General features: G+C 60.3%; 23 protein-coding genes. 9 read left to right on the top strand and 14 right to left on the bottom strand.

Annotated elements, in window-relative coordinates; all coding sequences use genetic code 11:
* The first annotated feature begins 1 nt into the window (after nucleotide 1).
* Both LOY28_RS26215 and LOY28_RS26210 read left to right on the top strand, forming a co-directional pair.
* Entirely contained in the window at nucleotides 2-1621 is a 1620-nt protein-coding gene (locus LOY28_RS26215; protein WP_258612724.1) for a DUF2300 domain-containing protein, read from the top strand.
* Nucleotides 1622-1624: 3 nt separating this feature from the next.
* Complete coding sequence (locus tag LOY28_RS26210) at nucleotides 1625-2431, top strand: YfaP family protein (protein WP_258612723.1); 807 nt, start codon at nucleotides 1625-1627, stop codon at nucleotides 2429-2431.
* A 523-nt stretch (nucleotides 2432-2954) separates the two neighbouring features.
* On the opposite strand, the gene LOY28_RS26205 is transcribed toward LOY28_RS26210, so the two are convergent.
* From LOY28_RS26205 to LOY28_RS26165, 9 genes are all read right to left on the bottom strand, one after another.
* Nucleotides 2955-3701 carry a helix-turn-helix transcriptional regulator gene (locus LOY28_RS26205; RefSeq protein ID WP_258612722.1) on the bottom strand — a complete coding sequence of 249 codons (747 nt, stop codon included), beginning with the start codon at nucleotides 3699-3701 and terminating at the stop codon, nucleotides 2955-2957.
* Nucleotides 3702-3929: 228 nt separating this feature from the next.
* Complete coding sequence (gene ppa, locus LOY28_RS26200) at nucleotides 3930-4457, bottom strand: inorganic diphosphatase (protein ID WP_007933577.1); 528 nt, start codon at nucleotides 4455-4457, stop codon at nucleotides 3930-3932.
* Nucleotides 4458-4571: 114 nt separating this feature from the next.
* Nucleotides 4572-5384 carry a zinc-dependent peptidase gene (locus LOY28_RS26195; RefSeq protein WP_019581362.1) on the bottom strand — a complete coding sequence of 271 codons (813 nt, stop codon included), beginning with the start codon at nucleotides 5382-5384 and terminating at the stop codon, nucleotides 4572-4574.
* Between the two features lie 6 nt (nucleotides 5385-5390).
* The gene (locus tag LOY28_RS26190; RefSeq protein ID WP_019650877.1) at nucleotides 5391-6047 is read right to left on the bottom strand and encodes a DedA family protein; all 657 of its coding nucleotides are present in this window, start codon (nucleotides 6045-6047) and stop codon (nucleotides 5391-5393) included.
* 233 nt (nucleotides 6048-6280) lie between these two features.
* Nucleotides 6281-6742, bottom strand: coding sequence for an N-acetyltransferase (locus LOY28_RS26185; protein ID WP_018925733.1), 462 nt, complete (start codon nucleotides 6740-6742; stop codon nucleotides 6281-6283).
* Nucleotides 6743-6855: 113 nt separating this feature from the next.
* Nucleotides 6856-7680, bottom strand: coding sequence for an ethanolamine ammonia-lyase subunit EutC (gene eutC / locus LOY28_RS26180; protein ID WP_258612721.1), 825 nt, complete (start codon nucleotides 7678-7680; stop codon nucleotides 6856-6858).
* An 8-nt stretch (nucleotides 7681-7688) separates the two neighbouring features.
* Nucleotides 7689-9083: an ethanolamine ammonia-lyase subunit EutB gene (locus tag LOY28_RS26175; protein WP_018925735.1), complete on the bottom strand. Its 1395-nt coding sequence runs from the start codon at nucleotides 9081-9083 to the stop codon at nucleotides 7689-7691.
* Nucleotides 9084-9203: 120 nt separating this feature from the next.
* The gene (eat, locus tag LOY28_RS26170; RefSeq protein ID WP_258612720.1) at nucleotides 9204-10574 is read right to left on the bottom strand and encodes an ethanolamine permease; all 1371 of its coding nucleotides are present in this window, start codon (nucleotides 10572-10574) and stop codon (nucleotides 9204-9206) included.
* 219 nt (nucleotides 10575-10793) lie between these two features.
* On the bottom strand, nucleotides 10794-12314 hold the full coding sequence (locus tag LOY28_RS26165) for an aldehyde dehydrogenase family protein (RefSeq protein WP_018925737.1): 1521 nt from the start codon (nucleotides 12312-12314) through the stop codon (nucleotides 10794-10796).
* A gap of 452 nt (nucleotides 12315-12766) precedes the next feature.
* Between LOY28_RS26165 and LOY28_RS26160 the strand changes: the two genes are divergently transcribed.
* The 4 genes from LOY28_RS26160 to LOY28_RS26145 all read left to right on the top strand — a co-directional run bounded on the left by LOY28_RS26160 (nucleotide 12767) and on the right by LOY28_RS26145 (nucleotide 17076).
* Nucleotides 12767-14680 (top strand): sigma-54-dependent Fis family transcriptional regulator, encoded by a 1914-nt coding sequence (locus tag LOY28_RS26160; RefSeq protein ID WP_018925738.1) that lies wholly within the window; start codon nucleotides 12767-12769, stop codon nucleotides 14678-14680.
* Nucleotides 14681-14820: 140 nt separating this feature from the next.
* Complete coding sequence (mpl, locus tag LOY28_RS26155; RefSeq protein WP_258612719.1) at nucleotides 14821-16170, top strand: UDP-N-acetylmuramate:L-alanyl-gamma-D-glutamyl-meso-diaminopimelate ligase; 1350 nt, start codon at nucleotides 14821-14823, stop codon at nucleotides 16168-16170.
* A complete protein-coding gene (ubiX, locus tag LOY28_RS26150; protein ID WP_018925740.1) occupies nucleotides 16167-16799 on the top strand; it encodes a flavin prenyltransferase UbiX in 633 nt (210 codons plus the stop codon). The genes mpl and ubiX overlap by 4 nt, the downstream gene beginning before the upstream one ends.
* Complete coding sequence (locus LOY28_RS26145; protein WP_018925741.1) at nucleotides 16792-17076, top strand: YceK/YidQ family lipoprotein; 285 nt, start codon at nucleotides 16792-16794, stop codon at nucleotides 17074-17076. Before ubiX ends, LOY28_RS26145 begins: the two co-directional genes overlap by 8 nt.
* A 37-nt stretch (nucleotides 17077-17113) precedes the next feature.
* Here the strand turns inward: LOY28_RS26145 and LOY28_RS26140 are convergent, their stop codons facing one another.
* The 3 genes from LOY28_RS26140 to LOY28_RS26130 all read right to left on the bottom strand — a co-directional run bounded on the left by LOY28_RS26140 (nucleotide 17114) and on the right by LOY28_RS26130 (nucleotide 20069).
* The gene (locus tag LOY28_RS26140) at nucleotides 17114-17755 is read right to left on the bottom strand and encodes an oxidoreductase (RefSeq protein ID WP_019650883.1); all 642 of its coding nucleotides are present in this window, start codon (nucleotides 17753-17755) and stop codon (nucleotides 17114-17116) included.
* A gap of 27 nt (nucleotides 17756-17782) precedes the next feature.
* Nucleotides 17783-19498: a C13 family peptidase gene (locus tag LOY28_RS26135; RefSeq protein WP_018925743.1), complete on the bottom strand. Its 1716-nt coding sequence runs from the start codon at nucleotides 19496-19498 to the stop codon at nucleotides 17783-17785.
* Nucleotides 19499-19613: 115 nt separating this feature from the next.
* On the bottom strand, nucleotides 19614-20069 hold the full coding sequence (locus LOY28_RS26130) for a MaoC family dehydratase (protein ID WP_007937463.1): 456 nt from the start codon (nucleotides 20067-20069) through the stop codon (nucleotides 19614-19616).
* 188 nt (nucleotides 20070-20257) lie between these two features.
* On the opposite strand from LOY28_RS26130, the gene LOY28_RS26125 reads away from it, so the two are divergent.
* Genes LOY28_RS26125 through LOY28_RS26115 form a run of 3 tightly spaced genes read left to right on the top strand, consistent with a single transcriptional unit; the run spans nucleotide 20258 to nucleotide 21934 of the window.
* The gene (locus LOY28_RS26125; protein ID WP_018925745.1) at nucleotides 20258-20620 is read left to right on the top strand and encodes a CidA/LrgA family protein; all 363 of its coding nucleotides are present in this window, start codon (nucleotides 20258-20260) and stop codon (nucleotides 20618-20620) included.
* The gene (locus LOY28_RS26120) at nucleotides 20617-21333 is read left to right on the top strand and encodes an LrgB family protein (RefSeq protein WP_018925746.1); all 717 of its coding nucleotides are present in this window, start codon (nucleotides 20617-20619) and stop codon (nucleotides 21331-21333) included. The genes LOY28_RS26125 and LOY28_RS26120 overlap by 4 nt, the downstream gene beginning before the upstream one ends.
* A gap of 10 nt (nucleotides 21334-21343) precedes the next feature.
* Nucleotides 21344-21934 (top strand): LON peptidase substrate-binding domain-containing protein, encoded by a 591-nt coding sequence (locus LOY28_RS26115; RefSeq protein WP_018925747.1) that lies wholly within the window; start codon nucleotides 21344-21346, stop codon nucleotides 21932-21934.
* 46 nt (nucleotides 21935-21980) lie between these two features.
* Here the strand turns inward: LOY28_RS26115 and LOY28_RS26110 are convergent, their stop codons facing one another.
* Nucleotides 21981-23297 carry a bifunctional DedA family/phosphatase PAP2 family protein gene (locus tag LOY28_RS26110; RefSeq protein WP_258612718.1) on the bottom strand — a complete coding sequence of 439 codons (1317 nt, stop codon included), beginning with the start codon at nucleotides 23295-23297 and terminating at the stop codon, nucleotides 21981-21983.
* A 100-nt stretch (nucleotides 23298-23397) separates the two neighbouring features.
* Nucleotides 23398-24096, bottom strand: coding sequence for a DNA-3-methyladenine glycosylase (locus LOY28_RS26105; RefSeq protein ID WP_258612717.1), 699 nt, complete (start codon nucleotides 24094-24096; stop codon nucleotides 23398-23400).
* Between the last annotated feature and the right edge of the window lie 184 nt (nucleotides 24097-24280).

Here is a 24280-nt window from a genome sequence, read left to right as displayed (position 1 = left end):
CATGACCCGGTGTCTGGTCTGGTGGTTGCTGTGTTTGATCCCTGCGCTGGCGACAGCGCAGGACGAGCCGCTGCGCCTGGGCTTCAAGGGTGAATTGCTTGCGTTGAGCCAGACTCAGGTGATCTCGCGTGAGCCATTGCCTGATGATTTGCAGACGCCGTTGGGCAGCTTGTGGAAGCTGTTTGTCTACGGCTGGCTGGTGGACACCGGCGCGCGCGAGCCCGCTTATGAATGTCGCGGGCAATCGAAGGAAGAAGTTTATTGCTGCACGGCGGGCGGCACGATCGGGCGTGATCAGGCATTGGTGAAGTCTTGCGGCTTGTACTTTGAGCCTGCGCGCCTGGGCATTGCCGGCGCACAGTGGCGCGAGTATTGGCAGGCCAGACAAGCGCCGAAATGGTTGCTGGATTTGCCGTCGTTGCAACCGCAGACCCGGGTTTCGGTGGCGGAGTTGTTGAAGGTGTTGGCCGTGATGCCGGCGCAGGATCAGGCGCGAAGGGTGTTGCTCGATGTGGTGCTCAATGCCGCGGATGGCAATGTCGTGGGTGAACTCGGTGGTCGGTTGCGGGTGAAAACCTGGAGCTGGCTGGGGGATCAGGATCCTTCGTCGCGCCAAGGCGGATTCGCGGGCTGGACGGTAGACGGCACGCCGATCTGGGCCGGTGGGCGTGGCACCAGCCAAATGGTGTTGCGCCATTATGGTCAGTCGCTGGCGACGGTGCTGCCCTCGTCGTGGCCAGCCGAGGCAGGGAAGTGCGTTGAGGTCGGTCTGTTCGCGCGTTATCCACTGAAACGCGTGTTGTCGGGGGATCGCGTTATAGCGCCCGGCCCTTTGCAAGGCGACTACCGCGTCGAGTTCGCCAACGGCAATCAACTCGATATCCACAGCGACGGCGAGTTGTTCTTGCTCAAAGACAAACTCATCGCCCGCCTCGATCGTGAAGAATACGTCGCCCGGGTCCTGCAGCGCGAAGCCAGGCCTGAACCCGTCGAGGCGGCCAAAGCCTTGGCCGTTGCGATCCGCACCTACCTGCTGCAAAACGCTACTCGCAACGGCGACTGCTTGAGCATCGATGACAGCAGCAGTCGACAGCGCGTCGCGCCACGTCCGGCCGCCACTGAGTCGCGCAATATCGCCTCGTGGACCAGCGATCTGGTTCTCGCAGGCAGCAACGTCACCTATCACTCTGACCAACCGGGGCCGGACAAACTCTCCTGGCAGCAAGCCGTCGAACAAGCCAATGCCGGCCAACGCTACGACGCCATCCTGCTGCATGCCTACCCGCGCGCCAGCCTCAGTCGCTGGGACAACCCGGTCGCCTCCTGCGAAGCGCTGCCCGCCGCGCAAGACTGGCTGCAAAACCAGCGCCGCGGCTGGCGCCAACGACTCGAAAGCGAAGTCGGCTACAACGAAGTCAGCACCTTTGCGGTCTGCCGCCTGGCCTTTGGTCGTCCGTTTGTCGACCGCGAACGCCAGCGCATCTACGTACGCGGCGTGCTGTCGTTGCAAGACCGCCTCGACCTGACCCACGAATACCTGCACCTGGCCTTCGAAGCACACCCTAACGGCCAGGATGAAACCTACATCGAAGGGCTCGCCCGTCACCTCTTGCTGGAATAGGCCATGAAACTCCGTTATCCACAGGTCTTGCTGTTGCTTTGCGCTTTTTGCGTACTGCCAGCGACATTTGCCGCCGTCAAACTTGATACGCCCATTGGCGGCTGGCGTACCGGCGCCCCTGAAGGCGAAGGCGAAAGCTTTCGTCAGACGGTCAATTACCCGGCCTCGTCGGTCAACACCCCGGTGGGCCAGGCCAACACGGCGCGCATTACCGGCCAGATCCAATCCACCCCCAAGAGCAATGAGCCCGGCAAGCTGATCGTCAACGGCGTCAGCATGCCACTGAAGATCGATCCCGCCGGTCACTTCGACCGCCCGTTCTCATTCCCCAAAGGCAGCAACAGCGTTGAAGTCCGCAGCCCCGATGGCCAACAACGCCACCGCACGCAGTTCCTCAATGCCAACGGCGGCGCCACCCCAGCCAAATTGCGCGTGCTGCTGGCCTGGGACAGCGACGGCACGGACCTGGACTTGCACCTCATCACCCCCGATGGCGCACACATCTGGTACGGCGACCGTGTCGCGCCCAATGGTGCGGCGCTGGATGTGGACGTGACCACTGGCTACGGCCCGGAAATCTTCGCCATGCCGGCGCCGATCAAGGGGCAGTACCTGGTGTACGTGAACTACTACGGTGGTGGGTATCGCGGTGATGACGAAGGGCAGGAGGATGCGGTTCAGCCGCTGACCACCGCGCAAGTGACGGTGATTACGGAGGAGGGGACGCCTGATGAAAAAATGGAGACGTTCCTGGTGCCGATGCGGGCGGTGGGGGAGTTGACGTTGGTTAAGGGGTTTAGTTATCCGTGAGGGGAAATCGTCTCGGCACTGCTGAGGCCTTTATCCAATCCGTAGCAGCTGCCGAGCCTGCGAGGCTGCGTTCGAGCCGGGGTCGCGCTCGACCGAAGTCCTCGCATATCCGCTGTACACGGTCTTCCTGAAAGAACCGGTTGCCTGATTTTACGACTGCTTCGTGGCCGGACGCAGGCTTCGCCAGCTGCTACAAGGAGTGCGGCGCTTGATGAGGCGGCTGAGGTTGGTTCGAGGAGGAGGGCGCGGGATTATTCCGGGCATTAAAAAGCCGGCTTGTGGCCGGCTTCTCGGGGACTGGCTTGGTTTATTTTTGGTAAACCGCGCCAGCCTTCAAAACGTACACCCGGATCTTGCGTCCGGCTGTGGGACTTGGCGAGAAAGTGATCTGCCTTGTCGGTGCGATCTGAGCCTTGGAAAGGGTCGATGCGCAAATGTGGGGCGCAGCATACTGATTTTTTTGAGGAATTCCCAGCTTGGCGTGCGGGGTAGAGCTTTGCGCTGAGGCTGCAGGGCTTCGTATTTACAGGAACGGTACGGACGGTCTGCGTTTGTTGAGCGTCGACCACCAGAACACCCATCCCAATACCCTGATGTTCTGCTTGTCGATCTGCTCGGCGTTGAAGATCTCATCCGGATACTCGGCACGATTGTGGCTGCGCAACCGCAGCGCATTTCCCGGCATCCGGTGCAGGTATTTGATTCGCAACATGCCGTCATGCTCGATCGCATAAATCTCGCCATCGATAATCTGCGTAAGCCCGCGATCAATGGCGAGGGTAGAACCGTCTTCAATCTTTTCGGCCATGCTGTTGCCGATCATATGGGTGCAGATGGCATTGGCATGTTTGATTTCCAGGGAGTCGAGGTAGCTGTGGGGCAGGCGGATGGATTGGCCGGGGTCCTCGACGACGTGGGTTTTGTTGGAGCCTGGGGCGGTGGCGATCTCTTTGAAGAAGGGCAGTTCGACGTCGATGGGTTCGATCACCGTGTAGATGCCCCGGATGGCTTGGGCGTCGAAGGTGTTGCCGGACTCGTCGAGCACACGCAGGCGCGAGGACTCTTTCGGGCCTTCGCCGGTTTTCAGCCAGTCACTGTTTACAGACAGAAGTCGGGAGACTTCTTCCATGCGATAAGCGGGCACACCACGGGTGTACCAGTTATGGATGTTTTGCGCTTCCGTGTCGAAGAAAGCGGCAAATCCTGTCGTTGTGATGTTGGCTGCTTCGAGGAGCGCTCTGAACCGTGGGCCGCTAGTGTTCTTTTTCATAAACACGAGTCTACGGGCGCAGGATGGGGGTTTGAATAAACGACCCGTTCAAATTTCGAGGGAAATTTAAGACCGGATGTAAGACGCTTTTCGTAAAAAATAAACAGGCAAACACCCAGGCCGAAATGCTCAAAACTCATTGTTAAAAGCGTTCCAGGCAGGCACAAAAAACCCCGGATCAACCGGGGTTTTTCTTGAAGCGTGAGGCTAGAAACTAACCGTTGCTTCTCAGCCTTTGTAGGCAGCGACCGACTTGGTGATCGCGGCGCGGGCGGCGTCTGCGCCGTCCCAGCCTTCGATTTTCACCCATTTGCCTTTTTCGAGGTCTTTGTAGTTCGCGAAGAAGTGCTCGATCTGCTGGATCAGCAGGGCTGGCAGGTCGGTGTATTCCTTTACGTCCACGTACAGCTGGGACAGCTTGTCGTGTGGGACTGCGATGACTTTGGCATCGCCGCCGCCGTCGTCGGTCATGTTCAGGATGCCGACTGGACGCGCGCGGATCACCGAACCTGGAGCAACCGGGTAAGGAGTCACGACCAGCACGTCGAGGGGATCACCGTCGTCAGCCAGGGTGTTCGGGATGTAACCGTAGTTGGCCGGGTAGAACATTGGGGTGGCCATGAAACGGTCAACGAACAGGCAATCGCTGTCTTTGTCGATTTCGTATTTGATCGGCGCGTGGTTGGCCGGGATCTCGATCGCGACGTAGATGTCGTTCGGCAGGTCTTTGCCAGCCGGAATCTTGCTGTAGCTCATTGGGCGGTGCCCCCGTTAGTTGACCAAAAATACTTGGCCGGATTGACCAAAAAGTGGCGGCGATTATAGGCATATTCCGCCGTTGATGCCATGCACCTAAGGGTCGTAGAGACCTTAGTCGCGTGCCTGATAGACCGGGTCTTCGGCCAGAAGTTGCCGTAGACGGGCCAGCGGATCCTGACGGTAAAACAACTTCAACTGCTCGTAGACCTGTGGATAAGCCTCGTGCAGCAGATCCGGGGCGCTGAAGAAGTATTCGCTGGTGACCGCGAAGAACTCGGCGGGGTTTTCCGCGGCGTACGGGTCGATGGCGGTTTCAGCGTCCGGGTTGCGCTCCAGTTGCCGGTCGAGGTCGTCATAGGCTTCCTGCATGACCTTGGCCCAGTCGCTGACGCGCATGTCGGCGTGCAGCGGTGGCAGGCCATTGGCGTTGCCGTTGAGCATGTCGAGCTTGTGCGCGAGTTCGTGGATCACCAGGTTGTAGCCTTCCCAGCCACCGCTGGCCATCACGCCGGGCCAGGCGAGGATGATCGGGCCTTGCTGCCAGGCTTCGCCGCTGTGTTCACCATCCCATTCGTGTTCTACGCCGCTGGCATCGCGATGGCGCTGGGGGCTGAGGAAGTCGTCGGGGTAGAGGATGACTTCGTGAAAGCCCTGATACCAGTTCAGATCACCCAAATGCATGAGCGGTAATTGGGCCTGGGCGGCGAGCAGCAGGCGCTGCTCCTGGTGGAGTTCGACGCCGGGCAGGGCGGTCAGGTGTTTGTCTTGCAGGAACAGCACGCTGGCTTCGCGCAGCCACTGGTCTTCGGCCGCGCTGATGCCATCGAGGAAGCTCAGGTGATGGCGCACCCGTTGCCACATGTCGTCGGCAATCGGATGCCTGGCCAGGGTGCGCCGGCGTCGCCAGGCGCTAAGGGACCACATCGTCAGTCAGCGGGGTTCGGCTTTGGATGCAGCATTAGCGAGACGGCTGCGGATCACGCCAATGATCATCGGTAGCAGCGACACCAGGATGATACCCACCACCAGCAGCGACAGGTTTTTCTTGATGAACGGTACGTTGCCGAAGAAGTAACCGAGGGTTACCAGGCCACCCACCCAGAGGATGGTGCCGAAAACGCTGAAGGCAAAGAAACGCGGGTAAGGCATTTTGCCAACGCCGGCGACGAACGGGGCAAAGGTACGGATGATTGGCATGAAGCGCGCCAGGGTCACGGTTTTGCCGCCATGTTTGTCGTAGAAGTCGTGGGTTTGTTGCAGGTAATCGCGGCGGAAGATTTTCGAGTTCGGGTTACTGAACAGCCGTTCGCCGACGGTGCGGCCGATCACGTAGTTGGTGCTGTCGCCGAGGATCGCCGCCAGCATCAGCAGACCGCCCAGCAGTACCGGATCCATGCCGCCACCGGCCGCCACGGCGCCCGCGATGAACAACAGGGAATCGCCCGGCAGGAACGGCATCACCACCAGTCCGGTTTCGCAGAAGATCACCATGAACAGGATGGCGTAGATCCATGCTCCGTAGTTGTTCACCAGCATCTCGAGGTAAACATCGAGATGCAGAATAACGTCGATCGGGTTGAAATCCATGGAAAGCACCTGTGGTGATGGCCCGACTCAGCAGGCCTGTGCGGATAGCTTCGCGTAAGACTACAGCGGGGTGTGATTTTTCTTACGAGTCGTGAGGTGTGGGCATTATACGGGGGGAAAAGTGAAAAACGCGTCGAGTTTGTAGCGAGGAATGTCGATGTGTTACGAGGTTTGTCGGAAAAGATCGCAGCCTTCGGTAGCGCCTACAGAAGGCTGCGATCTTTTTGGGGGCCTTAAAGTTCGTCACTGATCGGCAACACGTAGTTCTTGAACTCGGTGTCTTCCCTGAATCCGATGGATTCGTAGGTTTTCTGCGCGACTTCGTTGTTGCTGCTGGTGGAAACGCGCATGCGCACGGCATTGGTTTCCTTGGCCATTTTCTTCGCGGTGCGGATCAGGTTGTCGGCCACCAACTGGCGTCGGGCGTCTTCGGCGACGTAGATGTCGTTGAGGATCCATACGCGTTTGAGCGAAAGAGACGAAAAGCTCGGGTACAACTGACAGAAACCCAGCAGTTTGTTGTTGTCGTCATCGGCCAGGGCCAGGTAGATCACCGACTCTTTGCGCCGCAGGCGCTTTTCGAGGAACGCTCGGGACGAGTCCGGATACGGCAGGGAACCGTAAAACTCGCGATATTTGACGAACAACGGGGTCAGCAGGTCCAGGTGTTCGAGGGTCGCTTGAATAATCCGCATGGTAGGTCTCGTCTTCAAGTGGCTGTCTTACGTGGTGACGGCGACAGGAAACCCTTGGCGGCCGTGCATCGATCCTGCCTCAAACCAGAATAGAAACGCAATGCGGAAACGGTTCAGGCATCCGACGGACTGAGTAGGAAATTACCTTTCAAACCTGCTCCTGTGTCCGACTCCAGCGTCTGAATCTGGGCTTCGTCCTTCAGACTGACCCCCGATAACTGCCGCCGACAGGCTTCGCGCATCAAATACAGCAAACGGTGTGCCGCCATGCCGTAACTCAAGCCTTCGAGCCGGACATTCGAGATGCAGTTGCGGTAGGCATCCGTCAGTCCGACCTTGGGATTATAGGTGAAATACAGCCCCAGGCTGTCTGGAGAGCTTAATCCAGGGCGTTCCCCGATCAGAATGACCACCATTTTTGCGCCCAGCAGCTCGCCAATCTCGTCAGCCACCGCAACCCGGCCTTGTTCCACCAGAATCACCGGCGACAGGGACCAGCCTTCGATAGCTGTCTGTTCTTCCATGCGTGCCAGAAACGGCAAGGTGTGGCGATGAACGGCCAGTGCCGAGAGACCATCGGCCACCACAACAGCCAGATCCACCCCGCCTGGATGGGCTCGCGAGTAATCACGCAGAGTCTGCGCTGACTCATCACTCAACTTGCGCCCCAAATCGGGGCGCTGCAAATAGCTGTTCCGATCCGTGGCGGCACTGTGCAGCAGCAAACTCTCACGCCCACGCTCGGTCAGTTGCGAACTGAGCGCCGAGTGATCGAATGGCAGGTGCACCGCATCCCGGGCTTGGGCATGGGCGTACTGGAAATCCAGCTGCGCGCGGGTCGGCATACTGGTGCCGGTGCGACCCAGTGCAATGCGCGCCGGGGTCAGGCGACGCAGTTCCAGCAACGGATTTTGCGGATCGACGGGGGGCTTATCCATATAAACACTCATCCCAGTTGCGCCAATGCCTGGCGGAACGCCGGTGGCAGGCTGTTGCCGAAGTGAATTTTGCCGTCCGCCTGGGTGAAGATGCCCATGTTCGCCAGCCACTGCTCAAACTCCGGCGCCGGTTTCAGGCCCAGGGTTTGCCGGGCGTAGAGGGCGTCGTGGAACGAGGTGGTCTGGTAATTGAGCATGATGTCGTCGGAGCCGGGGATGCCCATGATGAAGTTGATCCCGGCTACGCCCAGCAAGGTCAGCAGAGTGTCCATGTCGTCCTGGTCGGCTTCGGCATGGTTGGTGTAACAGATATCGCAGCCCATGGGTACGCCCAGCAGCTTGCCGCAGAAGTGGTCTTCGAGCCCGGCGCGGATGATCTGTTTACCGTTATAGAGGTATTCCGGGCCGATGAAGCCTACGACGGTGTTCACCAGAAACGGTTTGAAATGCCGTGCCACGGCGTAGGCGCGGGTTTCACAGGTCTGTTGATCGATGCCGTGGTGGGCGTTGGCCGACAAGGCACTGCCTTGGCCGGTCTCGAAATACATCAGGTTTTGGCCCAATGTGCCGCGATTCAGGCTCAAGCCCGCGTCGTAGCCTTCCTGTAAAACGTTGAGGTTGATGCCGAAACTGGCGTTGGCCGCTTCGGTGCCGGCAATTGACTGGAACACCAGGTCCAGCGGAACCCCGCGATTGACCGCCTCGATGGAGGTGGTGACGTGGGTCAGCACGCAGGCCTGTGTCGGAATGTCGTAGCGCTGGATGATCGCGTCGAGCATTTCCAGAATGGCGCAGATCGAAGCGATGCTGTCGGTGGCCGGGTTGATGCCGATCATCGCGTCGCCGTTGCCGTACAGCAGGCCGTCGAGAATGCTGGCGGCGATGCCGGCCGGTTCGTCGGTGGGGTGATTGGGTTGCAGGCGCGTCGAGAGCCGGCCGCGCAGGCCCAGGGTGCCGCGGAACTTGGTGACCACGCGGATTTTCTGCGCCACCAGCACCAGATCCTGCACGCGCATGATCTTCGACACGGCGGCGACCATTTCCGGGGTCAGGCCGGGGGCGAGGGCGCGCAGGCTTTGTTCATCGGCGGCTTCACTGAGCAGCCAGTCGCGGAAACCGCCGACGGTGAGGTGGCTGACCGCTTTAAAAGCCTGTTTGTCGTGAGTGTCGATGATCAGTCGGGTGACCTCATCGGCCTCGTAAGGAATCAGCACTTCCTCCAGGAAGTGGGCCAGCGGGGTGTCGGCCAGGGCCATCTGCGCGGCCACCCGCTCGCCATCGTTGAGGGCTGCAACGCCGGCCAGAAAGTCCCCGGAGCGCGCCGGGCTGGCTTTGGCCATGACCTCCTTGAGGCTGTCGAAGCGGTAGGTCTGGGCGCCGACGGTATGGGCAAATACGGCCATGGGACGGTGTCCTCCTGATTCAATAAATATCTCAAATGCACCACTAAAACCCCTGTGGGAGCGGGTTCTGGTGCACTTCAATAGGGCAGGCGCCGGGAGTCAGCCCGGCGCCGGTGCATTTCAGACGCCTTCGAGCATCGAATCTGCCGGCGCATCGGCGCGTTGCTTGGCGGTCAGTTGGAAATACAGGTAACCGGCCACCATGAAACCGAGGAACACACAGCCGATCAGCGCGTTGAACCAGGCCATCGCCACCAGGCACACCACCGCCAGAAACAGCGCGATCCCCGGTACGATCGGGTAGCCCGGCGCGCGGAAGGTGCGCTCCAGGTTGGGTTCGGTTTTACGCAGTTTGAACAGGCTCAGCATACTGATGATGTACATCACGATGGCGCCGAATACCGACATGGTGATCATTGCAGCCGTCAGCGTCATGCCTTGCAGGTTGACCAGGCCGTCGCTGTAGATCGCCGCGATGCCGATCACTCCGCCCGCCAGGATCGCCCGGTGCGGGGTCTGGAAGCGCGACAGTTTGGCCAGGGAAGCCGGCAGGTAACCGGCGCGAGCCAGGGCGAAGAACTGCCGCGAATAACCCAGAATGATCCCGTGGAAGCTCGCCACCAGGCCAAACAGACCGATCCACACCAACATGTGCATCCAGCTCGAGTTGTTGCCGACCACGGCTTTCATCGCCTGAGGCAGCGGGTCGTTGATGTTCGACAGTTGGCGCCAGTCGCCGACACCGCCGGCCATGACCATCACGCCGATGGCGAGGAACACCAGGGTCAGAATGCCGCTGACGTAAGCCTTGGGAATCGTGCGTTTCGGGTCCTTGGCCTCTTCGGCGGCCATGGCTGCGCCTTCAATGGCGAGGAAAAACCAGATCGCGAACGGGATGGCCGCAAAGATGCCGGGAATCGAGGCCATGCTGAATTCGTTGGCGCCTGACCAGCCGTTGAGCACGAAGTTACTGAAGCTGAAGCCCGGTGCGACCACACCCATGAACACCAGCAATTCGGCGACGGCAAGCACAGTGACCACCAGTTCGAAGGTGGCCGCGATGCTCACGCCGAGGATATTCAGGGTCATGAACACGAAATAGGCGCCAACAGCGGCGATCTTCGGGTCCAGTTCCGGGTATTGCACATTGAGGTAGGCGCCGATGGCCATGGCAATTGCCGGTGGCGCAAAGACGAATTCGATCAGGGTGGCGATGCCGGCGATCAGTCCGCCTCGCTCGCCGAAGGCTCGGCGGCTGTAGGCAAACGGCCCGCCAGCGTGGGGAATGGCGGTGGTCAATTCGGTGAAACTGAAAATGAAGCAGGTGTACATCGTCGCCACCATCAATGCGGTGACGAGAAAACCCAGGGTACCTGCGGTGCCCCAGCCATAACTCCAGCCGAAATACTCGCCGGAAATCACCAGGCCGACGGCAATGCCCCATAGATGCAGGGTGCCGAGTGTGGGTTTGAGCTGTGTAGTAGAAGTCATAGGTCCTCTCTGCGTAGTAGAAGTCATAAGTCCTCTCTGTCTTTTTTATTGTTTGATTTGTTGGACTTTCGGGTATGGCATTCAGTGTGTAGAGCGGGAATGCAAAGCCAATGCCAGACCGGCAGAGCGATGAAGGAGGCGTTTAAGGGCACCATCGCGGGCTTGCCCGCGATGGCCTTCTGAAGGGCGACACAGAAATACCTGTATCGCCCCCGGTTTTTAGAAGAAGCCCAACGGGTTGATGTCGTAGCTCACCAGCAGGTTTTTGGTCTGCTGATAGTGATCGAGCATCATTTTGTGGGTTTCACGGCCGACGCCGGACTTTTTGTAACCACCGAACGCGGCGTGTGCCGGGTACAGGTGGTAGCAGTTGGTCCACACGCGACCGGCCTTGATGGCGCGGCCCACGCGGTAGGCGCGGTTGATGTCGCGGGTCCAGAGGCCGGCACCCAGGCCGAACTCGGTGTCGTTGGCGATGGCCAGGGCCTCGGCTTCGTCCTTGAAGGTGGTGATGCTCACCACCGGGCCGAAGATTTCTTCCTGGAACACGCGCATTTTGTTGGTGCCCTTGAGCAGGGTCGGCTGGATGTAATACCCGGTCGCCAGGCTGCCCTCGAGTTTTTCCACCTTGCCACCGGTCAGCAGTTCGGCGCCTTCGCCCTTGGCGATGTCCAGGTACGAAAGGATTTTGTCGAATTGCTGCTCGGACGCCTGGGCGCCGACCATGGTGTCGGTGTCCAGCGGGTCGCCACGCTTGATCTGCAGGACTTTTTTCATGACAACTTCCATGAACTCGTCGTAGATCGACTCCTGTACCAGGGCGCGGGACGGGCAGGTGCAAACTTCGCCCTGGTTGAAGAATGCCAGCACCAGACCTTCAGCGGCTTTCTCGATGAAGGACGGTTCGGCCTGCATGACGTCTTCGAAGAAGATATTCGGCGACTTGCCTCCCAGCTCCACGGTGGATGGAATGATGTTTTCGGCGGCGCATTTCATGATGTGCGAGCCGACTGGAGTCGAACCGGTGAAGGCGATCTTGGCGATGCGTTTGCTGGTGGCCAGGGCTTCACCGGCTTCTTTGCCGAAGCCTTGCACCACGTTGAGCACGCCAGGTGGCAGCAGGTCGCCGATCAGCTCCATCAGCACAGTAATGCCCAGCGGGGTTTGCTCGGCAGGTTTGAGGACAATGCAGTTACCGGCGGCCAGGGCCGGAGCGAGTTTCCAGGCGGCCATCAGAATCGGGAAGTTCCACGGGATGATCTGCCCGACCACGCCCAGCGGCTCATGGATGTGATAGGCCACAGTATTGCCGTCAATCTCGGCGGCGCTGCCTTCCTGGGCGCGGATGCAACCGGCGAAATAGCGGAAATGGTCGGCGGCCAGCGGGATGTCGGCGTTGAGGGTTTCACGCACGGCCTTGCCGTTGTCCCAGGATTCGGTGATCGCCAGCAGTTCCAGGTTCTGTTCGATGCGATCGGCGATTTTCAGCAGCACCAGCGAGCGTGCCTGGGCGGACGTGGCGCCCCAGGCATCGGCGGCGGCATGGGCGGCGTCCAGGGCTTTTTCGATGTCTTCGGCAGTGGAGCGCGGGAATTCGGCAATCGGTTGGCCGTTGACCGGCGAAGTATTGGTGAAGTACTGACCTTTGACAGGCGCGACGAACTCGCCGCCGATGTAGTTACCGTATTTGCTCTTGAACGAAACGATAGCGCCTTCAGTACCGGGGTGAGCGTAACGCATGATGGGTTTCTCCTTGGCTTTTGTGCTTATAAGGGAGGACGCGCCAGAGCGCGGTAACAAGCGTAGAGCAAAGGTTGGGCCACCGCCTCGCAAGTCAGTTAAATCAAGGGCTTGTGTATTTTTTGTCGGACGGCTGGGCGGTGCTTGTGACGCTTGCGGTACAACCCGTGTGACACTTTGTACCGCTTGTGGCACAGCCTGTGACCGATGGGTCTTGTCAGCATTGCAATGCGTCGATGGCTGGAGGATGCTGGGCCTCAAATGGCCCACAGGTAATCCTCTGTGGCGAGGGAGCTTGCTCCCGCTTGGCTGCGAAGCAGTCCAGAAATGTCTGCCGGTCATGATTTTTGGCGAGCGCTTCGCACTCGAGCGGGAGCAAGCTCCCTCGCCACAAGGTGTGTGCCAGCCCCTTAAAGAGGGTTCAGCACAGCCCTCTGGGAGAATAATAAGAAATGCACGACAACCATTTGAGTCGCCATGCCCAGCAAGTGTTGACCGTGACCCAGGGTAAGTCCCACCTGCACGGTCCCGGCAGCGATCCGTCTATTGCCCGCTCCTGGCTGCGTTGCCTTGAGGACTATCACCTCGACCCGGCCCTGACCATGGCGCCGACGGTGCTGGAACATGGACGTCTCCTGGAAAGCCGCGAACGTTTGCAGCAAGTGCTGCAGATCGCCGGCAACGAAATGACCAGCCTCCACCAGCAACTCTCCGGCGCCGGCCACGCAGTGTTGCTGACCGACGCTCGCGGGGTGATCCTCAACTGCGTCACCGCGCCCGCCGAACGGAAGATTTTCGAACGCGCCGGCCTTTGGCTTGGCGCCGACTGGAGCGAAGCCTGCGAAGGTACCAACGGCATCGGCACTTGCCTGGTGGAGCGCCAGTCCCTGACCATTCACCAGGACGAACACTTTCGTGGCCGCCACACCGGCCTGACCTGCTCGGCAAGCCCGGTGTTCGACCCTCATGGTGAACTGTTGGCGGTGCTTGACGTGTCTTCGGCGCGTCATGAGGTTTCGCGGCAGAGCCAGTTTCACACCATGGCCCTGGTCAATCTGTCGGCGAAGATGATCGAGAGCTGTTATTTCCTGCGTTACTTCGACAATCAATGGCTGCTGCGTTTTCACTTGCAGGCCGAATCCGTCGGACTGTTCAGCGAAGGGCTGCTGGCGTTCGACGGGGAAGGGCGGATCTGTGCGGTCAACCAGAGCGCGCTGAATTTGCTGGGGCATATTCGTGGCGGCCTGTTGGGCCAGCCGGTGGAGGCGTTTTTCGACTGCTCGCTGAATGAGTTGCTCGGCCGCGCGAGCGCCAATGCCAGCGCCAGTTGGCCGTTGCGCACCCGCGACGGGCGGCGGCTGTTTGCTGTATTACGTGGGCAGCCGCGCAGCATTCCTGCACCGGTGGTGCAAAGCCCGGCAGTGGCCGAGCGTCCACGGCTGTCGGGTATTTGCCTGGGCGATGCCGCGTTGCAGGAAGACTTCCGCAAGGCCTTGCGGGTGTTCGAACGGGACGTGCCGTTGCTGATCAACGGCGAAACCGGCTCAGGCAAGGAGGCTTTCGCCAAGGCCGTGCATCAGGCCAGTCAACGGGCGGAAAAATCGTTCGTCGCCCTCAATTGCGCGGCGATCCCCGAAAGCCTGATCGAAAGCGAGTTGTTCGGCTATCGCGGCGGCAGCTTCACCGGTGCCCGCAAGGAGGGCATGCGTGGCAAGTTGCAGCAGGCCGATGGCGGAACTTTATTCCTGGATGAAATCGGTGACATGCCGCTGAGCATGCAGACCCGGCTATTAAGGGTGCTGGAAGACCGTCAGGTGGTGCCGATTGGCGGCGAGCCGGAATCGGTCAATGTGCGGATCATCAGCGCCACTCACCGTAACCTGCTCGAAAGGGTGCAGGACGGCAGTTTCCGCGAGGATTTGTATTACCGGCTCAATGGGCTGGAAGTCGCATTGCCAGCGTTGCGCGAGCGCACGGATAAATCACAGTTGCTCGACTTTCTGTTGGCCGAAGAGGCGGGCGGGGAGACGGTATTGATTGATGCAGCGGCGCGGCAGGCCTTGCTGGATTTTGCCTGGCCGGGGAACGTGCGGCAGTTGCGCAATGTGCTGCGGACCCTGGCGGCGTTGTGTGACGGCGGTCGGATCGGGCTGGAAGATTTGCCGGCGATGATTCGTCAGGTCCGGCCGGTGACGGTGGCGACGATTGAAGCGCCGTCCGAGTATCCGCTGGACGATGCCGAGCGGTTGGCGTTGCTCAACGCACTGGAACAGCAGCGCTGGCACATGACCCACACCGCCGAACAGTTGGGTGTGAGCCGCAATACCCTCTACCGGAAGCTGCGCAAACACGGCATCGCACGATAGCCGTTTTTGTGGCGAGGGGGCTTGCTCCCTCGCCACAAAAAAATGCGCTCGATCAGCCAAGCGGTTGTGTCACGTTCAGCTAAAGAGTGCGATTTTCCCCTCCCTACGCTAACCTGCGGCCATGTTTTACGAGGTCGACTATGCACATTCATATTCTTGGTATTTGCGGCACTTTCATGGGTTCGATGGCGGTTCTGGCCAAAGAGCTAGGCCATCATGTGACCGGCTCCGATGCCAACGTCTATCCGCCGATGAGCACTCAGCTGCAAGCCCAGGGCATTGAGTTGACGCAAGGTTACGACCCGGCGCAGCTCGATCCGGCCCCGGACCTGGTGGTGATCGGCAATGCCATGTCCCGCGGCAACCCGGCGGTCGAGTACGTGTTGAACAAAGGCCTGCCGTACGTCTCCGGCCCGCAATGGCTGGCCGATCACGTGCTGCAAGGCCGCTGGGTGCTGGCGGTTGCCGGCACGCATGGCAAAACCACTACCAGCAGCATGCTCGCCTGGGTCCTGGAACACGCCGGCATGAGCCCGGGTTTCCTGATCGGCGGAGTGCCGCAGAATTTCTCGGTGTCGGCGCGTCTGGGCGATACGCCGTTCTTCGTGATTGAAGCCGACGAATACGACAGCGCATTCTTCGACAAGCGCTCCAAGTTCGTTCACTACCGCCCGCGCACGGCGATCCTGAACAATCTGGAGTTCGATCACGCGGACATCTTCCCTGATCTGGCGGCCATCGAGCGACAGTTCCACCATTTGGTGCGGACCATTCCGAGCGAAGGCCTGGTGATCCATCCGACCACCGAGCCGGCCTTGCAGCGCGTGATCGAGATGGGCTGCTGGACTCCGGTGCAAACCACCGGCGCCGGCGGTCAATGGCAGGTCAAACTGCTCAGTGAAGATGGCTCGAAGTTCGAAGTGATGTTCGAAGGCGTGGCTCAAGGCGTGGTCGAGTGGGACATGACCGGTCAGCACAACGTCGCCAACGCCTTGGCCACCTTGGCCGCCGCGCGTCACGTCGGCGTCGTGCCGTCGATGGGCATCGCGGCACTGAGCGCGTTCAGAAGCGTGAAGCGCCGGATGGAAAAAGTTGCGGAAGTCCGTGGCATCACCATTTACGACGACTTCGCCCACCACCCGACCGCCATCGCCACCACCCTCGACGGTTTGCGCAAGCGCATCGGCGATGCGCCGCTGATCGCGATCATCGAGCCGCGCTCCAACTCCATGAAGCTCGGTGCTCACCGCGATGGCTTGCCGGAAAGCGTGGTCGATGCCGATCAGGTGATCTGGTATTCGCCGGCCAACCTCGGTTGGGACCTGGGTGCCACGGCGGCATTGTGCACCGTGCCGTCGATTGTCAGCGATTCGCTGGAAGGCATCATCGAGCGCGTGAAGAGCCAGGCCCAGCCCGGCACTCACGTGGTAATCATGAGCAACGGCGGCTTCGGCGGCCTGCACGGCAAACTGGCCGAGGCGCTGCAATGAACAACGGTCCGGAACGCATCACGCTGGCGATGACCGGCGCTTCGGGCGCCCAGTACGGCTTGCGCCTGCTTGATTGCCTGGTGCGTGAAGACCGCGAGGTGCACTTCCTGATTTCCAAGGCCGCGCAACTGGTGATGGCCACCGAGACCGATGTCTCGCTGCCGTCCAAGCCGCAGATGATGCAAGCCTTCCTCACTGAATACACCGGCGCCGCCACCGGGCAGATTCGGGTGTACGGCAAGGAAGACTGGATGTCGCCGGTGGCTTCGGGCTCCGGCTCGCCAGCGGCGATGGTGGTGGTACCGTGTTCCACCGGGACCTTGTCGGCGATCGCGACCGGGGCCTGCAACAACTTGATCGAGCGGGCGGCCGACGTGACGTTGAAGGAGCGCCGCCAGCTGATTCTGGTACCGCGCGAGGCGCCGTATTCGAGCATTCATCTGGAAAATATGCTCAAGCTGTCGAACATGGGTGTGACGATTCTGCCGGCATCGCCAGGCTTCTATCATCAGCCGCAAACCATTGATGACTTGATCGACTTCGTCGTGGCGCGAATTCTCAATCTGCTGAACATTCCGCAAGACATGCTACCGCGTTGGGGCGAGCACCATTTGAGCAGTGATGAATAGGCTGCTGATCATTCTGCTGGCGGTGCAACTGGCGGGCTGCGCCACGGCGCGCACCCTCGATGCCGCCAAACCCGGGGCACCGGTGGTGTATTCGGGGACGCGTCTGGATTTGTATGCAATGAACGGCGGGTGCTGCGCCATGGACAGATTTGGCGCAGAAGCGCCGAGTTATCCCGGTGTTGATCTGCCGGCCAGTGCTTTGCTCGACACACTGCTGTTGCCGTTGTCGTTGTTGACGGTTTTAGGTGTTGGGTTTCAGGCGACCGGCGGATTATAGAAGAGCGCTTCGCGCTCTATTCGCGGGCGCTGCTGGATTACTTGCCTAACTTGCGCAATTCATCCGACTCGACAATCCGTACGCCATCCTGCTCTTCCAGCGCCAGGCGCCACATGGCGCGGGCCAGTTGGCAGGCTTCGATGCCGTGGTATTTGCCCGGAATCAATTTCGACAACGGACCGGCAACCCGTTCGGCCAGTCGCGGCTCGGCGCGATCGCCCAGCAACAGCGAAGGCCGGCAGATGGTCAGCTGCGGCCAATTCTGCGCGCGCAATGCGTGTTCCATCTCACCTTTAACCCGGTTATAGAAAATCGGCGATCTGCGGTCGGCCCCCAAGGCACTGATCACGATCAGGTGCCGTGCGCCCATTTCCCGGGCACGTTTGGCGAAGGCCACGACCATGTCCAGGTCCACCGCGCGAAACGCTTCCTCGGAGCCGGCTTGCTTGATCGTGGTGCCGAGGCAGCAGTAGGCGACGTCGACGCGACCGTTCAATTGCGGCAGAAACACAGTCGGGTCACCGACCGGGTTTTCCAGGTGAGGATGTTCGGCCAGTGGCCGGCGTGAGGGGGCCAATACGCGTGCGATCGTTGGCTCGTTGAGCAGACGGTCAAGCAAATGTTCACCGGTTAACCCGGTAGCTCCGGCAAGCAATACATGCTGAGGCGTCAAGTACATAGTTATTCCCCCTTGATACTGTTCAGCTTAGTTGCTCTTTTCATCCTTGCTGATAGAGACACTTTGCAATGCCTTTCGTGCCTGCTGCTTGCGTAACAATTGCCAATGGGCAAGCACGGCTTTCGGCGCCCAGATCTGTGGTTCGGAAGCTTCGAAGCTGTCGGCCAGCTCACGCTCGGCCACGGTGGCGCTGGCCCGTTTGAAGGCTTGCTCCAGATCGTCGGTCTGGTTCAGCGCCTGGGCGAACAGTGCGTCGCCGAAATAGGTGAAGTTGGCTTCTTCCGAGCACCCGAAGGACACCCGGTCGGCGCGCGAGGCGGTCATGATCAGGGTGTGTTCATCCTTGAGGGCAGGGATGAAGCCGCCGGAATAACAGGACGAAATCACGATAATCTTGTCGCGCTTCTTCAGGGGCGCGAGGACGGCGGCGAGTTCGTCGGCCGGCAGGTCGGCCAGCTCCATGCGTGGCTGGTCGAGTACCAGCTCGTGTTCACTGGAGCCATGGCTGGTCAGGTAAATGAACAGCAAGTCCTCCGGGCCACTGCGTTCGGCCAGGGTCTGGGCGGCGCGGCGCAGGTTTTCCCGGGTGGCCATCGGCCGGTCGCCGAGGTGGTCGCGATGATTGACCAGGCGAATCTGGCCGAAAGCGCCGAAACGGCTGGCGAGCATGTTGGCGACGTAGTCGGATTCGCGCAGGAACACGCTCTGCTTGCCGTCACCGCCCAGGGTCAAGGTGTACAGTTCGACCGCCGGAGTCGAGGCCGGCACGTTGGCCAGTGCTTCGTCGAGCAAGCGGCCCTGGGCCAGCAAGCCGAGTTCCAGGGTGTCGGGCAGCAGCTTGCCGTCGGCGTCGCGCACGCGCTGGCTGTTGATCCAGGTGCCGCTCAGCACTGTGCCATCGGTCAGCACCAACGTGCCTTTGCCCTGATAGTTGTCGCCGTCGAACTGGCCGATATAGAAACTGCCATCGGCCAGGTTCAAGCGGCCCTGACCGGTAAAACGCCAGTCGCTGAACTGACCGATGTAATGACTGCCATCGGCGCCGATCAACTCGCCCTTGCCGTTCAGCACGCCTTCCTTGAACTGACCGATCCAGACATCGCCATCGGCGTTTTCGTAGCGGCCCTTGCCATGCAATTGATTGTTCTTGAACCCTCCGACGTAGATATCGCCATCGGCGCTGTTGAAAGTACCGTTGCCTTCCAGTTGGCCATCGACGAAGTGCCCGGTGAACTGATTGCCGCTGGCATCGCTGCGCTGGCCTTCGCCGTTGGGTTTGCCGTGGGCGAACTGACCCTGGTACTGGCTGCCGTCTTCGAGTTCCAGACGACCGAGCCCTGAATATTGGTCGGCCTTGAATTCGCCGCGATAGGTCATGGCGTTTTCTTTGAGGGTGCCTTCACCGTCCCGTCGACCGGCCTTGAAACCGCCGGTGTAGCTGCTGCCGGTGGTGGTCAGCGTGCCCTGGCCGTCGAACAGCCCCTGCTGGAACTGCCCGCGATAGACCTCGCCGTTGCTGCCGTGCCATTCGCCCTGGCCATGCCATTGGCCTTTGTCGAAGTGACCGGCATACCAGCTGCCGTTCGGGTAATCGATGCGACCCTCGCCTTGCAGCAGGCCGTTGACCAGATCACCACGATAGCGTCCGCCATCCGGCAGGCGGGCGTCGGGGGGCAACAGCGATTCGCCATCGCCGCAAGCGGTGAGCATCAGGGTCAGGGCAAGGAGTGCAAGTGAGCGCATAGCGGGATCCGGGCAATTAGGCGACGGAGTATGCCGCAGCTATGTGTCGCATTTATAGAGACACGGCACAGACACAGCGCGAAACAGCATGAGCTGCTTCGCAATCAGGCATGTGTCAGACGAAGCAGAGGGACAATGGCTCGGCGATATAGGCCGGTTTGTCCGATCCTTCGATTTCAAGCGTAGCGGTGGCCTTGAGCAGCCATTGGCCGGGTTTCTTCTCGGTGACGTCGTTCATGTCGACCTTGAGTCGAACCCTGGAATTAACCTTCACAGGCTGGATGAAACGCACGCTGTCCAGGCCATAGTTGACCACCATCTTCGCGCCTTCGGGCAGGATGAGGATGTCTTCCATCAGTTTGGGGATCAGCGACAAGGACAGGAAACCATGGGCGATGGTGCTGCCAAAAGGCGTTTGCGCGGCTTTGACCGGGTCGACATGGATGAACTGATAATCGCCTGTGGCTTCTGCGAACAGGTTGATGCGTTCCTGGTCGATGGTGAGCCATTGGGAACGTCCGAGTTCCTTGCCGACATAATCTTTGAGCTCTGCAACTGGAACATAGGGCATTGAGACTCTCCTTGGGTTCATCGGATTTATAGTTTTTCGAGTGGGGGACTTGACCTCCCTGCGAACCACTTTAGATCAACATGACAAATTGCTCCGGTCAACTGACCATGCTTTTGGCGAATGCCGACTCATAGCGTGCTTATAATGTCGGGCCCCTTCTTGGTGGGGGAGAGCGCGGGAGAGGATGGATGTTGTTACGTGGCCTGACCTGGCTGGTGCTGTTTCAATTGCTCGGCACAGCCCTCAATCATCTGTTTTTGCCGGTGCTGCCGGGGCCGATCATTGGCCTGCTGTTGCTGCTGGGGTATCTGATCAGCCGCGGTCAAGTCGGCGAACCGCTGAACCTTGCGGCCAGCAGCCTGTTGCGTTATTTGCCGTTGCTGCTGGTGCCGCCGGCCGTGGGCGTGATGGTCTACGCCACTGACATTGCCGCGGATTTCTGGGCGATCACCGGTGCGCTGGTGTTGTCGTTGGTGCTGTCGATGGCCTTCGCCGGGGTGCTGATGCAGCGCCTGGTCAAGCGTCACTCCCATTCCGAGGACAGCCAATGATGTTCGATTGGCACGGCGCCTGGGCGTCGGTGATTCATCATCCGCTGTTCGGCATCGGCATTACGCTGGGCGCGTATCAATTGGTGCTGGCGGCGTTCGAGAAAACCCGCTGGATTTTTCTGCAACCGGTGCTGGTCTCCATGCTGCTGGTCATCGGCGTGCTGGTCAGTTGCGGCCTGAGTTACGTTGAGTACCGCAAGAGCACCGAGATCCTCAGTATCTTGCTCGGGCCGGCCACCGTTGCGCTGGCGGTGCCGCTGTACCTCAACCTGCGGCGGATTCGACAGTTGTTCTGGCCGATATTTACTACGCTGGTGATAGGTGGCGTAGTCGCCACGGGCATGGGAGTGCTGCTGGGTTGGTGGTTCGGCGCCGAACACATGATCCTGATGACCATGGCCCCCAAGTCGGTGACCTCGCCGATTGCCATGCTGGTGGCGGAGCAGATTGGTGGCGTCGCGGCGCTGGCGGCGGTGTTCGTGTTGATTACCGGGGTGATCGGAGCGATCTTCGGGCCGAGTCTTTTGACTCGTCTCGGTGTCCACAGCCCGGAGGCCCGCGGTATGGCTCTGGGCATGACCGCCCATGCGGTCGGCACGGCGGTGGCCATGCAGGAAAGTGAGGAGTGCGGCGCCTTCGCGGCGCTGGCGATGAGTCTGATGGGCGTGGCCACGGCGGTATTCCTGCCGTTGGCGGTGTCGATGGTGGTGTAAGGAAATGTCTATGAGTCTGCCGCTTTTTCCGCTGAACACGGTGCTGTTTCCGGACTGCATCCTCGACTTGCAGATTTTCGAAGCACGCTACCTGGACATGATCGGCCGTTGCATGAAACAGGGCAGCGGCTTCGGCGTGGTGTGCATTCTCGAGGGCGAAGAAGTCGGCATCGCTCCTGAAGGCTACGCGCGGGTGGGGTGCGAGGCGCTGATCACCGATTTCCATCAGCAGGACAACGGCCTGCTGGGCATTCGGGTAAAGGGCGGGCGGCGTTTTCACGTGGTGCGCACCGAGGTGCAGCGCGACCAGTTGATCGTCGCCGAAGTCGAGTGGCTCAAAGATGAACCTGAGCAACCGCTACAGGATGAAGATGCCGACCTGGTCGCGCTGCTCAAGGCCTTGGCGGAACACCCGATGGTCGAAGCACTGAGCATGGGCACCGAAGCGACGGGGCAACAGTCGCTGGCCAATCAGTTGGCGTATCTGTTGCCGTTTTCCGAGGTGGACAAGATCGACTTGCTGCAACTCGATGATCCGCAGCAACGGCTGGATGCGATTCAGGCGTTGCTGGATGAACTGCAGGGTGAGTTGTTTGCCTGATGTCCACTGAAAGATCGCAGCCGCTACAGGTGCGATCTTTCAATCCTCAATATGCATACCGCAACAAAGCTTGCGGCAAATGCCGCAACACAAAGAAGCCGAACAACGCCAGCAACGACGGCAACACCAGCCACCAGACCTTGGGTGGCATGGCGTTGAGCGGCACCTGGCGTTGCGTCAGCCACAGGTTCGCCGCACACACGCATGCCGCCAGCATCGCACCGGCCAGTACATCGGTAGGCCAGTGCGCCCCCAGGTAAACCCGCGACAGGGCAATCGCCAGCGCCGGCAAACAACCCAGCAACAACCAGGTCAGGCGCATTCGCGGCGGTTGTCCGCGGCCAGCCAGCACCGCTAGCGTCAGAAACAGCGCGAACGAGCCCGAGGCGTGGCCGCTGGGCATGCTGTAGCTGGTCAGTGGATCGCTCAGCACTTCCGGGCGAATGCGGGCGAAAAAGTGCTTGGTTGCCGTGTTGCCCAGCGCGGTGAAAAGCAACGTGCTGCCGGCGAAGATCGCGTGCCGCCATTGTCGCGTCAGCAACAGCAGGGCCGTCAACAGGGCGCTGATCATAAACATGTTGCGGAACTCGCCAATCAGCGTGAACACCACGGCTACTTCATCGAGCATCGGGCTGCGGTGTTCCTGCACCAGGGTCATCAACCCTTGGTCGAGGGCGGTCAGGTGCGGATAGCCGATGAACAGTCCCGCCAGAATTAGAAAACTCATGCCGGTGATCAGCATCGTCGCCTTGCGATGGCGGCGCATGCTGCTGGTAATGCTCAAGCCCACCATGACGGCGATGCTGCCGGCAACGATCCCGGCCTCGGGCCAGAACCCTTCGGGCAATGGCAAGCGAATCGCCGCGCCGGTGGCCCAGCCGGGCAGCAGATAGGCAACGCTCCAGCCCGCGGCGGCCAACAGGCTGACGGCGGCGAAGCGGGGGAAGGGCATATCGAACATACCTGCGACCATCGGCAGCATTGGCCGCAACGGGCCGATAAAGCGTCCGACTAACAGGCTGGCGATGCCATAACGCTGAAAATACGCTTCGGCCCCGGCGATCCATTCCGGATGATGGCGCAACCCCGGCAGGCGCCGGATGTTCTGGTGGAAATGTCGTCCCAGGAAATACGAAACGATGTCGCCCAGCACGCCGCCGAGGAAACCCAGCAGCAATGTTTCACCCAGCGACAGTGCGCCACTGCCGGCCAGTACTGCCGCGGCAAACAACAACACCGTACCGGGTACGATCAGCCCGGCAATCGCCAGGCACTCCACACACGCCACTACGAACACTGCCATGGCCAGCCACTGCGGATTGACCGTCAGCCAACCGATCACGCTATCGAGCCATGGGCCCATAAAAACAACTCCATCGAATGTTCACTTGGCCCCAAAGGGATGAATCTCCCAAATGCTGAACGACCGCTCCCACTGGGATTCCCGTTTGCCCGGGCACGTTTCAAGTCAGCAAAAAATAATCACGCCCTTCGACCTGACCCCGACGCATCGGATTGCGAGTGCAGTACGGCGCGTAAGCCGCATCGACGAAACGGTACATTAAATGTTCGTCGCGCCCCTGGGGGATGCCCAGGCGTGTGGTCTGGATGATATGGCCGGGCGCAGGCCCGATGTCTTCCACCAGCAGCACTTCATGGTCAAAACGCTTGGCGTCCCAGACCGGCACCTTCAGCCCCAGCGCCTTGCACAGCAACGTCTGCCCGGCGCACAGCTTTTGCGAGGGGCGAGGGCGGCCCTGGGCGTCGGGATTGTTCAGCAGCATCTGCGCCAGGCTGGCTGGCCCGCTCAGTTCATCGACCCATGGATAGGCGGATTTGATCAGCACCGCATTGCCCGGACCTTGGGCACTGAAGTTCAGGGAATCGCCGCCGCGGGCGTAATACATATAGATGTGGCCGCCATCCAGAAACAAAGCCTTACGCTTTTCTGTGTAGCCCAGGGAGGCGTGGCTACCCTTTTCTTCGCAGTAATAGGCTTCGGTCTCGATAATCCGGGCGCTGAGCCACAGGTCGTCGACCCGGTGGCGGATGATTTTGCCCAGCAGATCCCGGGCCAGCGTTTGGGCGTCGCGGTCGAAAAATGTATCCGGCAGAGCCTTGGGCGGGCGCGTTTCGGACGCACGAACAGTCAGGTTAGTCATGATGAACAGCGTTTATCAGGGCTGATTGAGTCGTGATGATAACAATATGCTAAGGGGGCGCTCTCAATGAGTTTCCCCGCCGCGCCGGGTCTGCTGTTGTGCAGGGCAAGGCGCGAGAAGCGTGGTTTGGTCATTCCAAATAAGCTTCGAGCAACGCAGCCCTGCACAACAGCAGGCCCGGCCC

It is taken from the genome of Pseudomonas sp. B21-017 (assembly GCF_024749245.1).
Classification (GTDB): domain Bacteria; phylum Pseudomonadota; class Gammaproteobacteria; order Pseudomonadales; family Pseudomonadaceae; genus Aquipseudomonas.
The sequence above is the reverse complement of the archived record's forward strand: the minus strand, read 5'-3'. Positions and strand labels throughout refer to the sequence as shown.

Coding starts and splice junctions, on each gene's coding strand:
- eat (WP_258612720.1), bottom strand. CDS start 10,574: ATGACTTCTACTACACAGCTCAAACCCACACTCGGCACCCTGCATCTA.
- LOY28_RS26160 (WP_018925738.1), top strand. CDS start 12,767: ATGCACGACAACCATTTGAGTCGCCATGCCCAGCAAGTGTTGACCGTG.
- LOY28_RS26105 (WP_258612717.1), bottom strand. CDS start 24,096: ATGACTAACCTGACTGTTCGTGCGTCCGAAACGCGCCCGCCCAAGGCT.
- LOY28_RS26210 (WP_258612723.1), top strand. CDS start 1,625: ATGAAACTCCGTTATCCACAGGTCTTGCTGTTGCTTTGCGCTTTTTGC.
- LOY28_RS26115 (WP_018925747.1), top strand. CDS start 21,344: ATGAGTCTGCCGCTTTTTCCGCTGAACACGGTGCTGTTTCCGGACTGC.
- LOY28_RS26130 (WP_007937463.1), bottom strand. CDS start 20,069: ATGCCCTATGTTCCAGTTGCAGAGCTCAAAGATTATGTCGGCAAGGAA.
- LOY28_RS26205 (WP_258612722.1), bottom strand. CDS start 3,701: ATGAAAAAGAACACTAGCGGCCCACGGTTCAGAGCGCTCCTCGAAGCA.
- mpl (WP_258612719.1), top strand. CDS start 14,821: ATGCACATTCATATTCTTGGTATTTGCGGCACTTTCATGGGTTCGATG.
- LOY28_RS26110 (WP_258612718.1), bottom strand. CDS start 23,297: ATGGGCCCATGGCTCGATAGCGTGATCGGTTGGCTGACGGTCAATCCG.
- LOY28_RS26135 (WP_018925743.1), bottom strand. CDS start 19,498: ATGCGCTCACTTGCACTCCTTGCCCTGACCCTGATGCTCACCGCTTGC.
- eutC (WP_258612721.1), bottom strand. CDS start 7,680: ATGGATAAGCCCCCCGTCGATCCGCAAAATCCGTTGCTGGAACTGCGT.
- LOY28_RS26185 (WP_018925733.1), bottom strand. CDS start 6,742: ATGCGGATTATTCAAGCGACCCTCGAACACCTGGACCTGCTGACCCCG.
- LOY28_RS26190 (WP_019650877.1), bottom strand. CDS start 6,047: ATGGATTTCAACCCGATCGACGTTATTCTGCATCTCGATGTTTACCTC.
- LOY28_RS26165 (WP_018925737.1), bottom strand. CDS start 12,314: ATGCGTTACGCTCACCCCGGTACTGAAGGCGCTATCGTTTCGTTCAAG.
- LOY28_RS26195 (WP_019581362.1), bottom strand. CDS start 5,384: ATGTGGTCCCTTAGCGCCTGGCGACGCCGGCGCACCCTGGCCAGGCAT.
- LOY28_RS26120 (WP_018925746.1), top strand. CDS start 20,617: ATGATGTTCGATTGGCACGGCGCCTGGGCGTCGGTGATTCATCATCCG.
- LOY28_RS26145 (WP_018925741.1), top strand. CDS start 16,792: ATGAATAGGCTGCTGATCATTCTGCTGGCGGTGCAACTGGCGGGCTGC.
- ppa (WP_007933577.1), bottom strand. CDS start 4,457: ATGAGCTACAGCAAGATTCCGGCTGGCAAAGACCTGCCGAACGACATC.
- LOY28_RS26175 (WP_018925735.1), bottom strand. CDS start 9,083: ATGGCCGTATTTGCCCATACCGTCGGCGCCCAGACCTACCGCTTCGAC.
- ubiX (WP_018925740.1), top strand. CDS start 16,167: ATGAACAACGGTCCGGAACGCATCACGCTGGCGATGACCGGCGCTTCG.
- LOY28_RS26215 (WP_258612724.1), top strand. CDS start 2: ATGACCCGGTGTCTGGTCTGGTGGTTGCTGTGTTTGATCCCTGCGCTG.
- LOY28_RS26125 (WP_018925745.1), top strand. CDS start 20,258: ATGTTGTTACGTGGCCTGACCTGGCTGGTGCTGTTTCAATTGCTCGGC.
- LOY28_RS26140 (WP_019650883.1), bottom strand. CDS start 17,755: ATGTACTTGACGCCTCAGCATGTATTGCTTGCCGGAGCTACCGGGTTA.